Genomic DNA, 12,948 nt, shown 5'->3' on the forward strand with positions numbered 1-12,948 from the left:
ACAGATGAGCAAAGCGCTCTAATGGAGATGGGATCAACAATATTATTTTTAATGACGGAATCAAAAAGTGATTTCGAGAAGGAGAAGGTATGAGTTTATTCAAAAAGAAAAATGCAGTTGATGACGGAAACAAAAGTTCAATTGTAAATTTTGGAGCTGGATGGTTCCCTATTATTTACTGTCTGATGATGTTCTGGTTTTATGTAGGTATGTGTAATGACGGATCGAATGTGTCAGTACCTGCAATCGCAGCGAATCTTCGTGTAGAAAACAGTACATTATTGTCTATGAATTCGATTGCCGGACTTGTTGGCGTACTGTTCTTTATCTTAATGGGACAGTTAAACAGAAAGATTGGTGCAAGATTCTTATCGGGAGTTTTGTGTATCGCAGCAGGTCTTAGTTATTATGGTGTCTGTAATGCAACAAGCGTAGGCATGTATCTGTTCTTTATGTGTCTTGTAACCGGAACAATTATGTCAGCAGGATATATCTGCGGTGGCGCACTTGTTGCACAGTGGTTCCCGAAGAAGAAAGGTGTTGTAATGGGTTATACAACAATGGGTCATAACCTTGGATCTGCTTTCTTCTGTCCGATTTTTTCATTCTTAATCGCAAGATTTTATATCGGTCACGGTGTAATCGTATTAACAGTTGGAATTATGATTCTTGGTGTAGTAGGTATGATCTTTATCAGAAACACACCACAGGAAAGACATCTTAATCCGGATAATGTATCAGATGAAGTATTTAAAAATGAATATAACATGGACGAAGATGATGATGGCGGCTGGACAGTTAAGAAACTGTTAAAGACAAAAGAAGTTTGGACAGTAGCAATTACAACAGGTCTTTTCCAGATTTGCTCTGTAGGAGTAATGAGTCAGCTTGTTCTTAGAAATGAGGAACTTGGATTTTCAGCAAATCAGGCTATGAGCATCATGACAGTACTTGCCTTAATCGGTGTAGTTGGATCTTGGATTATCGGAGTATTTGATGACAAGCTTGGAACTAAGAAGACAATGATTGGATTTGGTGCATGGTATGCAGCAGCACTGGTATTAAACTTTACAAACAATATGCCATGTGTCATCGTGTCACTGTTCATGATCGCAATTGGAATCGGCGGATCAGCAAACTTTACAACATCACTTCCTACATCTGTATTCGGACGTCAGGGATTCAATAAAGTAAACAGTGTTATCTTCCCGATTCAGGGTGCTGTAACAGCAATGCAGTTTATGATTAATGCAGTAGTACAAAAAGCTACTGGCGGACAGATCCGCTACGCTTACCTTGTATTCGTGGCCGTAGCTGTTGTAAATATCTTAATCATCATGAAAGTAGATGAGCATAGATACAACCGTGACTACAAGGATGCGAAAGAAAAACAAGAACAAGAAGCAGAAACTCCTTTGGTTACAGTTCATAACTAATCTTTCTGTAATCAAGATAGTTTTTATAGGTAGTCCTCTTAAAGCGCCATCCTTCGGTTTTGACGAAGGGTGGCGCTTTGATATATGATGAGATAAAAGAGTTGGAGAAGATAAAATGAAAAGAAAGTACAAACAAGTATTGGCGCTTTGTGCAGCAACTGTTTTACTGGGGAGTATGGCAGGTTGTACACAGCCGGCATCGCCTGTCAGCACGGAGGAAACAACTTCCGGTGCGCAGGTTGTTCGCGTAGGATTTGTATATCCAAAGAGTGGAGTATATAGTTCCTATGGGGAATATACAGAAGAAATAACGCAGTATGCGATTAATCAGGTTAATGAAAAAGGGTTTCAAATAGACGGAAAAGATGCGGAAATAGTTCTTGTTACGGCAGATTCTGCATCGGATCCAAAGCAGGCTAAGAAAGCTGCCACAAAGCTGATTCAGGAAAAAGGCGTTGATATCATGATTACGTCTAAGACTGCCGACACGACAGTTCCGGTGTCAAAAGTATGTGAGAAAAATCATGTTGTATGTTTGTCGGTGGATACACCGGATGAGGCATGGGCGGTAGATTCGCATCAATATTCTTTTCACGCAGGATTTGATACGCAGACCGAACTTATGACTTTTTTAAGTGCCTGGGAGCAGACAGATAATACCAATATGCGAGTTGGGATTATGCATCAAAATGATTCCGAAGGAGCTGCAATAGATACGGCGCTTCCGGATTTCGCCGAGGAGTATGGGTATGTGGCATATGATCCGGGAAGTTATCAGGCAGGACAGCAGGATTTTTCCAATATTATCGAAAATCTAAAGAATCAGCAGGTTACGATTCTTGCCGGGGTTATGTCTAACAGTGATTTTCAGACTTTTTATCAGCAGCTTGAGAACAATGGTTATATTGGTGCAATTAAGGTGATTACGATTGGTAAGGCGGCACTGTTTAAGAAGGATATTGAAGATTTGAATCTAAATGGAATCTGTACAGAGATTTGGTGGAATGGAGATTTTCCGACCGAATCTTCGATCAATGGGATGAAAAGTAGTGCGCTTGCAGAAGAATTCACAAGGCTGACCGGAGAAGAAGAAGTTCCTTCTACAGCCGGATATGATTATGCCAATATTGAAATCCTTTACAATGTATTAAAGGAGGCGCAATCATTAAATACAGATAAATTGATTGCGGCGGCAAGTGAGCTGAATGTTGAGACGGTAATCGGGACGGTGGACTATAATGAGCAGCATTATTCCGTACAAGGCCTGGCTTATGGACAATGGGTTTATGATACGATTAACAAGGATTGGAATTTAAATGTGATTTCTGCCGATTTTGTGGAAGGACTAGAGGCAGATGCCGGATTGGACGTGCTAGAGAGTTTTGACTAAGTTCATCACAGGTGAGAACGATTGAACTCAGTCGGGAAAATCTCCCACCTCTAAGCGTTAGCGTAGGTGAGGGTTATGACAAAATATAGGAAAAGGCCGGGACAAGCGTTCCGGCCTTTATCGATGATTCGATTATTCAAGGAAGGCAGAAGCCTTTTGCAAGAAGGTATTTGTGTCATAAGAGCCGGCATACAGATTTCGCGTTAGAGAACGAAGCGAATTAGCATTATCAGAAGGAAGAATCGCATACAAATAAGCGGAAATCTGATCGGCACCATATACTAGTTCGCGCATAGAAGCAACAGGCTCCGGCAGTGCGTCAGGAAGCTGATAATCTTCGGAAGTCATATTAAAATAGCCATACTGTGTGACATTGGATTCATTTACCTGCAGTGCAAAATCAAGGCATAAGGACGCCGCAAGATCGGCATCGTCACAAGTAGAACTGATGCAAAGACCGGGGCGCAATGTATGGTTGATATCAAGAATATGACCGGTAGCATCGCTAGAGCAGGCGGGAAAAGACGAAACGCTAAGGTTATCCTCGCCCATATTACTCATTAAATAATAGACGATGGTAGATTGGTGAGGAAAGAGAAGAGCATTGCCTTCAATAAAATCGGCAACCGCTTCCGTCTCTCCGATTTCCATAAAATCATCGCCAAATGCACCGGCCTTTTCAAGCTCCTTTATATAGGAAGCAGCTTTGGAAAAGGTCTCGTCCGTAATGGAGGCATTACCTTGCAGTAGGTCGGTATAGTCCTGGGGATTTAGGCTGTTAGCAATTGTGTAATAGAGAAGTTCCCCAAGCCAGGCATCTTTATTTCCCAGTTCAATGGCTGCATAGTCTGTTCCATGTTGCTGGTTGTAGGTGTTGACATCGTCGACAAATTTAAGTAGTTCCTCCCAGGTTGTGGGCATACTAAGACCTAATTTGTCCAGCAATGCCGTATTGGCATAAGTAACACCATAAGCTTCAGGAAGACAAGGGATGATATAGTTGTTGCCATCCGTATAAGGTTTGGTGTACGAATCCAGAAAATGCACATCGCAATCGGACAGATATCCCTGAATCGGAGTAGCCAGGGAGGCATCGAATAGATAGTCGGGATAAGTACCGCCCCAGACAAGATAGATGTCCGGAAGCTGACGACCGGCAGCTGCAATCTTAAGTTTATCTTTAATCTGTTGAGTCGAATACGTCTTGACGTTAATGTTGATATTATATTTTTGAGCAAGTTCCTGCCAATAATCAACATAATAATCATCCGGAGTATTCATATCAAAGAATGTCCAGATTTCTATGGTTTTTTGTTCCGTATCTTGCTTACTTGATATAGAATCGTCATTGTAAGGCATTAGATAGGCAAAGATTGCAAGGGCAATGGCAATGATTGCAATAATGACAGCGGAGACGATTCGTTTCTTTGGATTAATCATAATTCACCTCTTAGAACATTATACAATAATTTACAAAAAAACATAGTTGCTGTAAGATAAAATAAAAGAAATTAAAGGGGCAATTATGAGAATCAGACGAGGACCGTTTTACAAAATAAAGAAATTTTTAAATGACAGAAGTAATTACCAGACGGGATTATTTTTGCTGACGATTTTGTTTACGGTTCCATTATGTGCAGTTATTCTTGTGTTGTCTTTTTTCTTTATTCAAAGAGGAACATTTGCAACTGTACAGGAGAGTCAATACGCACAGCTTCAAGAGATTAATGAGAAGATTGCTTATGTTTTGACAGATACGCAGAATATGTCGCAGGAAATCTATTATAATGATGCAGTACAGGAAATCTTAAAGGCCGTTCGGGATGGGGAAGAGTATCCTTCCGATACAGAGACAGCGTATTTTGTTAATAATTTTGTGGCGGATAGAGATTTTGTAGATAGCGTGGTGCTGACCGGAATGAATAGTACAGTGTTTTCAACGGAGAGGGCATTTAGCAATTATTCTTCCTTTTCCTCCATTACGCATAAATGGTGGTATGAGGAGCTAACTGGGGCGGATGCTTCCTATTATTGGTTTCCTATGGCACTTGAGGATAACACGCAGCAAGGTGTCTATACGACGGATGTTGCACAACAAGACAATGAGATCGTTTTTGCCAGACCGATCTATAATATGGATGATTTAAGTGAACAACTTGGCTATATGTTTATTTATATCAGTCCTGATTATTTAGAGGAAATCTGGAGCGAAATCGAATGGGGCAAGAGCGGGAATGTACTCATTTACGATGAAAACAACAATCTGATTACTTCGAATGATGAAACAGCGGATTACTCACAGGCATTAGGGAAAGTAAATCTTGATAACGAAAGCAGCATTGTGCATTTGGGAAGTCAACGATATGTGGTCAGTTCACAGACTTTAGGAAATGATGATTGGACCATATGTATGATCACACCGCTTCGTGAAGTAAGCCGTAATATGGGCACCTTGGCGATGGAGGTGCTGGTTATGGCAGCAGTTGCAATCGTAATGCTTCTTTTGATTTCCAGATTTCATGCTAAGAATATGGCAAGGCCGATTCATGATTTATCTTCCTTGATGGATGCTTATCAGGAGACAGAAGTTAAGGATAAGGGAGCAAGAAAGACGGCGCTCGTATTGCCCAATGATTTATCCAGAGAAAAACTGGAAAATTATCAGGCGCGTGCAGATGAGGTAGGAAGTATCTATCGTTCGTATGAGCAACTGTTAGAAAGAATGCATACGCTTATTCAGGATAATTATATCAAAGACCTTGAAAAAAAGGACGCAGAGCTGGCTTTGCTACAAAGTCAGATCAATCCGCATTTTTTGTATAATACGCTGGATATGGTCAATTGGATGGCACTGGCAAATGATCAGACGGAGATCAGTGAGATGATTACCGCATTATCCGATACGTTTCGCTTAAGTCTGATTCGAAATAATAGTCAGTTTTGCGCAGTGGAGCAAGAACTGCAATATATTAAGAGCTATCTGGTATTGCAACAGTTTCGTTATGGTAAGCGTTTGGTTTATGAGATTGAGGCACCACAGCCTTTGCCCAAGTTGTATATTCCACGATTTATTTTGCAGCCGGTTGTGGAAAATGCGTTAAAGCACGGGATTGATTTGCTAGAGGAAGGTGGACGGCTGAAAATTGCATTAATTGTGGATGAGAAGGTTACCTTTGTAGTGGAAAATGACGGAAATGAGATTGATTTAAATAAAATGAATCGCATACTAGACTTTCATCCGGATAAGACGGAATTATTATCCTTTAAGCCGGAAGGATATGGCGTACAAAATATTAATCGGCGTATCAAAATCTTGTGCGGGTTGCAATATGGTCTGACCTATGAAAAAACACAGGAAAAAACAATCTGTAAAATCATTCTTCCAAAACGGGAAAATGATGATACAAATTAGTGACGATTACGATATTCAGACAGCGTCATACCGGTTTTTTTCTTGAAGATTTGAGAAAAATAAGTATAATCTTGAAAGCCTACGGCATCTGATATTTCATACATTTTCATAGTGGAATCCAAAAGCAGTTCTTTTGCTTTTTCAATACGGAGATTGGTCACATAATTTAAAAATGTGATACCAATCTCTTTTTTAAATATGTCACTTAAATAAGACTTGCTAAGAGCAACGGCCTGTGCTGTTTTCGCAAGAGAAATATTTTCCTTATAATGTTCGCTGACATAATCAAGCACACGTGCAACATTCTTAGAAGGTGCAGAGGAATGTTCCGAAGTCTGATTGCTTAAATGGTCAATAATAGATAAAGATAATTGTTTGGTCAGCTGGTTTTGATCATCAATGGTCGGATAGAGCGAACGAAGATTCTTAATCTGTTGCAGTTCGATCGGGATGAACATCGTGTCATTGGTAAAGGTTGTCTGCACCTGATACATACGAAGTAAAATCAGATAGGTCAGTGTATAACTATAGTTTTCTGCAAGAGGTGACTGTAGCTTACGAGGAATCGCATAGATATTGCGCAGTGTGGAATCGATGGCCTGTTTGTCACCGGCAGCAATTGAGCGGAATAATTCTTCTAGGTCACCATATGGAATGTTAAGATGATTTTTTCGAAGATCCAAAAAAGCATCCTGGGAATCGTCTAGATGGATATGATTCGCCCAAATCTGACGGTTGCATTCCGCATTTGCAGCAAATAATTCTTCGAGCCCTGTGTGTATGTCGCTGATGCCGGCATAGAGATTAAGACCATGTGTGCGATGACGCTCGGCATAGTCAAGAACGGTTTCTCGTATGGCATCGGATAATGCTTCCTCAACATGATACAAAAAGAAGAACAGGTACTCATCGGAAGAAAAATCCTCCACATTTCCAAAGGATTCTAATTCGGTATAGACTTCATCCGTGATGCGTCCCAAAGTAGACATAGGATCGTCGACAAATGACGCATTGGAATAGTCAAATTTAATCAAGACAAAGGGAGCATCCTTAAAGTCGAATGCCAGGTTGTCGTAAATCTTTTGTATACGTGCACTTCCGGTATAGATATCATCAACCAGATCCAAAAAGAAATAATTCTTGATCTCGTTTTGGCTGTCCTGTACGGCTTTTCGCAAATCATGAAAATCTTCTTTTTGCGTCTTTTTCTCTTCGATACGATCATGTACGCGGCGAAGCATAGAAGAATATTCATCTTTTTTGACCGGTTTTAACAGGTAGTCTTGTACGCCGATTTTAACGGCGGCCTGTGCATAAGAAAAATCATCATAGCCGGACATGATGACAATCTCAACATCCGGGAGTAGTTCCTTCGCTTTCTTGGCAAATTCGAGTCCTGTCATACGAGGCATGCGAATGTCCGTAATAATGAGGTCAGGACGAATCTGAACGATTTCTTCTAACGCTTTTGTAGGAGAGGAAAAACACTTTTCAAGAGTGAATCCAAAATCCTCCATATTGTATGTTTTTGTGATACCCATCAATACGATTTCCTCGTCATCTACGAGAACCAGTTTGAAATTAGACATATCTGATACCTAGCCTACCTTCCGTGATTCAAATCTCGCTTCGCACGAAGCGTTTATCCAGGTCCAAAATTGTAATCAGGAACTAGATAAATTCTTTTGCTATTGTAGCAGATTCAAAGGAAAATGACTAGTTTATAAAGCTGAGAAACCAGCTTAAATATGTGGAAAAGGAACCGCTAAGTTATGGACAGATACTTGTATTATAAAGGGAAATATGGTATTAATGTACTAGATATATAGAGCGTGAGATGGGGGAGAGCGCAATGAGCATGGAAAGAAAAAAGAACATACAAAGATGGAAAAGAGGAGTTGTTGTTGCACTGCTGTTGTTTCTTTGTGTTCCAACAATGGTAATGTATGCGGATACAGAGGAGACAACAGATTATCCTGAGAAAGAACAATCACCATCGAAGGAGACTGTAAAGGTAGGATATTATGAAAATGATGTCTTTCAGGTAGGAACTTCCGATGAGGAGGAAAAAAGCGGATATGGTTATGAGTATCTGCAGAAGGTGGCGTCCATTGCAGGATGGGAATATGAATATGTGTATGGTTCATGGAATGAAGTTTATACCATGTTTATTAATGGCGAGGTTGATGTGCTTGCAGGAGTCGGATATTCAAAAGAGCGTGAGGAGGTGATGAATTATCCGGCTTATTCAATGGGGAGCGACGATTATTATCTGTATTGCAATAATGAGGAACAAGAACTGAGTAATGATTTAACGAAGTTAAACGGGAAGAAGATCGGAACGCTTAGCGGTCTTATGAAGGGCGTTCTTGAAGATTGGATGGAAAAAAATGAAATCGATGCAGAAGTTGTTGTATATGATGAGGTGTCAGAACGTGATGAGGATTTGGAACAAGGAAACATCACAGCAATGATTGCGGAGATTTTTTACTCGGATACTACATCTACGTTGTCACCGGTAATCAGTATCGGTGAAAATGAGATGTATTTGTGCGTGACAAAAGAACGGACGGACTTGTTAGAACAACTGAATAAAGCATTGGCTGAAATTAATATTTCCTCTCCGTATTATACGCAGGAATTGGCACAAAAATATCTAAAACAAAATGCCGTTGGTCTTGCGCTTTCGAATAGAGAGACGCAGTGGCTAGAAGAACATGACAATGAAATCGTGATAGGATATCTCAATAATGTTCTGCCGCTCAGTGACACGGATGAGGAAGGCAATGTTACCGGTTTGATATCGAATCTCATGGAAGGGATTGTCAGAGAACTGGGAATTGAAGAGGATGTAACGATAACATATCAAGGCTATGATGATGGTCATGATATTATGAAGGACTTGGGGGAACAGAAAATAGATGTGGCCTTTCCGGTCGGTGACCATACCTGGTATCTGGAACAGTATGATATATTTCATTCGGATGATATTATTTCTTCTTCCATGAACCTGGTAGAACTAGAAAGGGATACTGTGGAAGCACCGGAAAGCCTTGCAGTAAACAAAAATGATGTGATACAAGAAGAAATTACGAAAATGGCATATCCGGATGCTACAATAAAATACTATGCATCCATAGAAGAGTGCCTTGATGCGGTATTGAATCAAAAGGTTGATGCAACTTATTTAAACAATTACTCGGTAAATGGTTATATTAACAGAATGCGATATCATAAATTGCAGGTAGCACCAATGACAGAAGAAAATGCAATCTGTTTTGGCGTCGGCAGTGATAATTCAGCACTATTAGCCTTGCTTGACAGAGGCATTAATGCATTGGATGATGATTATGTTGTTAATGCGACTTATAAATATGAAGGGGATTATTATAAAACCACTTTGCTGGATGTTCTACAAGAACATATGGTGGCAACGATTGTGACATTGATTGTGATTGTGGGCATATTTGTCTGGCTGATGGCGGTCATTATCTACAAGACTGCAAGTCAAAAGAAATTGGATTACATTGCACATCGAGACGCCATGACGGGATTGTTGAATCGGCGCGCTTATGAAGAAAAAATCAAGGATTTGGAAAAACAACCGGTATCGGATAAACAAGGATATTTTTCTATTGATGTGAATGGTTTGAAGCAAGCGAATGATACGCTTGGTCATGAAGCGGGAGATGAATTGATTAAAGCAGCAGCACAATGTATGAAAAAGGCATTTGATACATATGGAGATATCTATCGAACCGGAGGAGATGAATTTGTGGTGCTTTATAAAGCCGATGACAAGACAACGGCGAAAGCAGTGGAAACGTTACAACAGGCAGTTGCGGAGTGGAAAGGCGAGTTTTGCAGCGAGTTATCACTGGCAATCGGTTATGTAAAACAAGTGGAAACGGAAGAACAATCGATTATTTCAGCAGCAAGAATCGCCGATGAACGCATGTATGAAGAAAAAGCAAAGCATTATGCAAGTGTGAAATATGACCGAAGAAGAGGATAAATATGGCTGAGAAAATGATAGCGTTCATTTTCTCAGCCATTTATTTGTTAGAAATTATGATTTTAATACGGGCGACGGATATTGCTTTAGAAAACGATGTCTTCCATCTATAGATTCAAATACTCGAATTTCACAATTGTGTGGTTTGGGACGCCAGACAATACCAAGGCGCTTATCGCAAAGATAACCGCAAAGTGCACGGAGGATTCCGCCGTGACAGGAGATGAGGACATTTTCATAGTTTTTCGTTTCTAATTCCTTTAGGAAAGAACTGCTTCTTGCCGTCATGGAAGCGATGGTTTCTACGCTATCCGGTGCAGGGAAAATCTCTGGAAGTGCCCAATATAAAGACATCGCAACACCAAGATGGTTGTAGTCGGCACATTCATAGCGTCCAAAGTTGGTTTCGATTAGTCGCTCGTCAATGATAACTTCGTCTCCTGGAATATTGCCAATGATGGAAGCAGTTGTGATTGCACGACTTAGAGGGCTGGAATAGACAGCGTCAAAGGCAAGATCGCCAAGATTGTTTCGCGCCATCTTGGCCTGAGCAATTCCGGTTTCGTTAAGCGGTTCATCCGTTAAGCCTTGCATCAGTCGCATTTTATTAAGATTTGTTTGTCCGTGTCTGGTTAGCCAGATTTTCATATCGATCAATTCCTTTCCGTCAGGTGTCATACATTATAGCTTTTTTATGGTACAATAGCAACAAAGAGAGCGATGAGGGTGAAAAATGACGAAGGTAAAGGTTCTTCAATCAATTGATTATGATATGCAGATTTATGAAATGACGAGTGAGCGGGTTCGTGTGGTAATGACGAATGTCGGTTGTCATTTGCTGTCTATTTTTACGCCGGATCGTGAAGGAAAGATGGCGGATATACTTTTGGGATATCAGGAGATTACGCATGGAATGGATGACGGACAATATTTAGGAGCTTTGTGCGGGCGAGTGGCAGGTCGGATTGCCGGAGCGTCTTTTAGGTTAAATGATAAAACTTATCAGCTTTCGGTAAATGAAGGTGAGAATCATCTGCATGGGGGTGCAAGTGGATTTGATAAGAAGATTTTTTCGACCGAAATCCTGCCGAATGGGATTCGCTTTTCTTATATTTCGGAGGATGGAGAAGAAGGATATCCGGGCAGGCTGAAATTGCAGGCGGAGTATATCCTGCGGGATAATATCCTTTATACCAATTTTGTCGCAACCACGGATGAAGATACCATTGTTAATATTGCGGGACATCCCTATTTTAACCTGTCCGGTGGAACAGAAGAAATCTATACGCATGAATTGAAAATTGATGCAAATGAAATCGCATGTATCGATTCTAAGCATCTTCCAACAGGAGAATATATAAATGTAGAGGGGACACCGTTTGATTTTCATGAATATCATGAAATCAAAGAAAATCTGGCAAAACCACATCCTCAGCTTGCTTTGCCGGGAGGCTTCGATCACGCCTTTATGCTTGGAAGCGGATTTGAACAGATTGCACTGCGCCATCGTCTGTCGGGACGTATGGTAGAGATTATGACGAATCTACCTTGTGCGGTTATTTACACCGGAAATCCCAAAGGAATCGCAATAGAAACACAGTATCTGCCGGATTCGATACATATTGAGGAGGAATCGCAGGTGATTTTAAGAAGCAATCAAGAATATCATGCAAGAACGGCATATTGCTTTGAGGTTATGCAAGAAGAAGTGGAAGAGGATTGGAAGATACATTAATGAGAACTGAGGATAAGATTCATATAGTAAAAAGTGCAAGAAAAAGCATTGCGATAGAAATAAAACCGGATTTTAGTATTATCGTGCGAATCCCGCGTTATGTGTCTAAGGCAAGGGCGCTTCGCTTTGTAGAAGAGCAAAGTGAGTGGATTGCGCGTAATATAAATCGAATGAAAAGTGAAAAAAAGAACTTAGATATGCTACCAAAACTTACCGACTTAGAACATCGCATACTTCGGGAAAAAGCAAAAACTTATCTGCCGGTCCGGGTAGCGTATTATGCGACAAAACTCGGCGTCAGTTATGGCCGAATTACGATTCGATGTCAAAAGACAAGATGGGGAAGTTGTTCATCGAAAGGAAATCTTAATTTTAATTATCTCTTGATGCTGACACCGCCGGAGGTGATTGATTACGTAGTGGTACATGAATTATGTCATCGACTCGAAATGAATCATTCCGGGAAGTTTTGGAAACTGGTCGAAAGCGTAAATAAGGATTATAGGGAGCATAGAGCCTATCTAAAAAAACATGGCGCAGCATTGATGCGCCGCGCCGGTTATTAGTCTTCCTTGTCAGAGTCTGTTTCGCTAAGGTGCTTCATAAGGGCACTAAATGCACCGGTGCCGCTAAAGAAGCTTCCGCGAGATTCGATGGCATCCGTAACAACGCGTCTGGAATAAAAAGCACCCTGAATGGTCAGAATCCTGGTTGGTTCCACGTGATCAATAAAGTTCAGTGGATCCTTGGCAATCTCTAAGACTTTAAAATGAATATTATCTTCGTCGGTTATTTCACATCCGGGGGTGATATCGGCTCCGTCTCCTCGAATGGTGACGGCGGTATTCGAACCAACCGGATGTGTATCTAATACTTTATATCTCATAGATTCAGATTAGCAAAGCATAAGGAAAAAAGCAAGAAAATAAGACGGGAATTCGTATGCAATTCCCGCCTTTT

The 12,948-nt window shown here is 40.6% G+C and carries 10 protein-coding genes; 6 read left to right on the forward strand and 4 right to left on the reverse strand.

The genetic code is table 11. The features are described from left to right. The first annotated feature begins 89 nt into the window (after positions 1-89). Both BLS20_RS02340 and BLS20_RS02345 read left to right on the forward strand, forming a co-directional pair. Positions 90-1,436 (forward strand): MFS transporter, encoded by a 1,347-nt coding sequence (locus tag BLS20_RS02340; protein ID WP_090171787.1) that lies wholly within the window; start codon positions 90-92, stop codon positions 1,434-1,436. Between the two features lie 115 nt (positions 1,437-1,551). Then, the gene (locus BLS20_RS02345; protein ID WP_090171789.1) at positions 1,552-2,826 is read left to right on the forward strand and encodes an ABC transporter substrate-binding protein; all 1,275 of its coding nucleotides are present in this window, start codon (positions 1,552-1,554) and stop codon (positions 2,824-2,826) included. Positions 2,827-2,958: 132 nt separating this feature from the next. On the opposite strand, the gene BLS20_RS02350 is transcribed toward BLS20_RS02345, so the two are convergent. After that, complete coding sequence (locus tag BLS20_RS02350) at positions 2,959-4,266, reverse strand: ABC transporter substrate-binding protein (RefSeq protein WP_090171790.1); 1,308 nt, start codon at positions 4,264-4,266, stop codon at positions 2,959-2,961. A gap of 85 nt (positions 4,267-4,351) precedes the next feature. Between BLS20_RS02350 and BLS20_RS02355 the strand changes: the two genes are divergently transcribed. After that, positions 4,352-6,238: a cache domain-containing sensor histidine kinase gene (locus BLS20_RS02355; protein WP_090171792.1), complete on the forward strand. Its 1,887-nt coding sequence runs from the start codon at positions 4,352-4,354 to the stop codon at positions 6,236-6,238. Here BLS20_RS02355 and BLS20_RS02360 read toward each other — a convergent pair. After that, the gene (locus BLS20_RS02360) at positions 6,235-7,827 is read right to left on the reverse strand and encodes a helix-turn-helix domain-containing protein (protein ID WP_090171794.1); all 1,593 of its coding nucleotides are present in this window, start codon (positions 7,825-7,827) and stop codon (positions 6,235-6,237) included. The two genes, BLS20_RS02355 and BLS20_RS02360, sit on opposite strands and share 4 nt — an antisense overlap. Before the next feature lie 263 nt (positions 7,828-8,090). On the opposite strand from BLS20_RS02360, the gene BLS20_RS02365 reads away from it, so the two are divergent. Next, the gene (locus BLS20_RS02365) at positions 8,091-10,253 is read left to right on the forward strand and encodes a transporter substrate-binding domain-containing diguanylate cyclase (RefSeq protein ID WP_176762254.1); all 2,163 of its coding nucleotides are present in this window, start codon (positions 8,091-8,093) and stop codon (positions 10,251-10,253) included. Between the two features lie 54 nt (positions 10,254-10,307). Here BLS20_RS02365 and BLS20_RS02370 read toward each other — a convergent pair whose 3' ends face one another. After that, positions 10,308-10,931, reverse strand: a complete 624-nt coding sequence (locus BLS20_RS02370; RefSeq protein ID WP_242870514.1) for a histidine phosphatase family protein — start codon at positions 10,929-10,931, stop codon at positions 10,308-10,310. A 55-nt stretch (positions 10,932-10,986) separates the two neighbouring features. Here BLS20_RS02370 and BLS20_RS02375 point away from each other — a divergent pair, with 55 nt between their 5' ends. Both BLS20_RS02375 and BLS20_RS02380 read left to right on the forward strand, forming a co-directional pair. Then, positions 10,987-11,988, forward strand: coding sequence for an aldose epimerase family protein (locus BLS20_RS02375; RefSeq protein WP_090171798.1), 1,002 nt, complete (start codon positions 10,987-10,989; stop codon positions 11,986-11,988). Beyond that, positions 11,988-12,554, forward strand: a complete 567-nt coding sequence (locus BLS20_RS02380) for a M48 family metallopeptidase (protein ID WP_176762255.1) — start codon at positions 11,988-11,990, stop codon at positions 12,552-12,554. The genes BLS20_RS02375 and BLS20_RS02380 overlap by 1 nt, the downstream gene beginning before the upstream one ends. On the opposite strand, the gene BLS20_RS02385 is transcribed toward BLS20_RS02380, so the two are convergent. Beyond that, positions 12,551-12,874: a hypothetical protein gene (locus BLS20_RS02385; protein ID WP_090171800.1), complete on the reverse strand. Its 324-nt coding sequence runs from the start codon at positions 12,872-12,874 to the stop codon at positions 12,551-12,553. The genes BLS20_RS02380 and BLS20_RS02385 overlap by 4 nt on opposite strands. Positions 12,875-12,948 lie beyond the last annotated feature (74 nt).

This window comes from Eubacterium oxidoreducens, from assembly GCF_900104415.1.
GTDB lineage: Bacteria > Bacillota > Clostridia > Lachnospirales > Lachnospiraceae > Eubacterium_C > Eubacterium_C oxidoreducens.